Source organism: Paenibacillus selenitireducens (assembly GCF_002021565.1).
GTDB classification, from domain to species: domain Bacteria; phylum Bacillota; class Bacilli; order Paenibacillales; family Paenibacillaceae; genus Paenibacillus_K; species Paenibacillus_K selenitireducens.
Genome location: NZ_MSZX01000044.1, coordinates 1 through 1,216 on the forward strand (window position 1 = coordinate 1; position 1,216 = coordinate 1,216).

Consider the following 1,216-nt stretch of genomic DNA (forward strand, 5'->3'; position numbering starts at 1 on the left):
STRCSSATNDATACTNTRYCHNAGCDGTCGGATTAAATCTTTCGTCCATCAACTCCACTACCCAACCTTTACTATGTTTGTAGCCATTCTCATCAATCCAACGGTTAAGAGAACCATAAGCATCACCTATTTTCCAAATCTCACCTTTGTGAGTATAGACAGCATAAGTGCACACAGGAGTGGTCTGGCTTACCATTCCTTGTGGAATAGAACCAATCTCTGTGACTTGAGCGGTTGTATAGTAGGTTCCAAGGTTATCGGGTGCATAATTACCTGGTTCGTATAGAGCCAATTTTTCACCAGTTCGATTTTGGATTTCCTCCATACGACTTATTAAAGAGTCAAATGATTGCGGAATTACGGTTGGGTATTCTGAATACTTCGCTTCATGCCTTGTTCCAACTGCTGAGAATCCTCTTTTGACCACTCTACACGTGTTATCTTTAACGCCTAGTTCGCTCATTTCGTTTCTCCTTTCGGTTTCTGAATCGTATAAAAAGGCATAAAATAACATTTCGATTACTATCCATATTTTCCCTGCTAAAGCACATTTGATTCTCAAAAATACTTGTCGTTACTTGTGGTACGGTTCACCGAGTATGATCTTAAACTATGCTGCCCGTTAGGTTAACAAAAATAAGCAGGCTTCGGCAGCCTGGTCAATAATATGTGCTATTCAACTAACGTTCTCCGTTAGCTTAATAAGCCACATAAATTAAAGGAGTTGGTAAATAATAACCATAAAAGGAGTCTGTAAATAAAATGAAAAAAATAATCTTTTCTTTTTTTTTATCGCTTGTTCTTGTTTCTTCTTTTCAAACCAATATAGCTTCGGCAAATCAACCCGTTGAGGACTCAGAAGAACTTAGGCTACAGGATATGCTCATGAACTTGCTAACTCCTTATATTAGTGAAGTTCTTGATAACTATTACCGCCCAAATATTTCAAAAACTTTTTCGCCTGAAATTACACCGTGGAAAATTGAAGTAACCGAAACCAAAAGAATAAATGGATTCCGTGGCTTCAAATTAGAAATTTCATTTGAAATTGAGCCGACTGCAGGACACCATGTTCCAGTAGGAAAAGACCGATTAACGTATCGAATTTCGTATGGACCTTCAGTAGAGTTAATTAACCACACCCATTTAGCTACATATGATTTACCTCCTGAATTGCAAAATCCGTGATTAACTATTCGATTAACCTGCCCGTTAG

Annotated in this window: 2 protein-coding genes; one reads left to right on the forward strand and one right to left on the reverse strand. The window is 37.8% G+C overall.

The window, feature by feature from the left end:
* Nucleotides 1-514: GyrI-like domain-containing protein (locus tag BVG16_RS32300; RefSeq protein ID WP_144027568.1), on the reverse strand; the 514-nt coding region annotated here is incomplete at its 3' end.
* Nucleotides 515-762: 248 nt separating this feature from the next.
* Here BVG16_RS32300 and BVG16_RS32305 point away from each other — a divergent pair.
* A complete protein-coding gene (locus BVG16_RS32305; protein WP_078496412.1) occupies nt 763-1,188 on the forward strand; it encodes a DUF3888 domain-containing protein in 426 nt (141 codons plus the stop codon).
* Nucleotides 1,189-1,216: the final 28 nt, after the last annotated feature.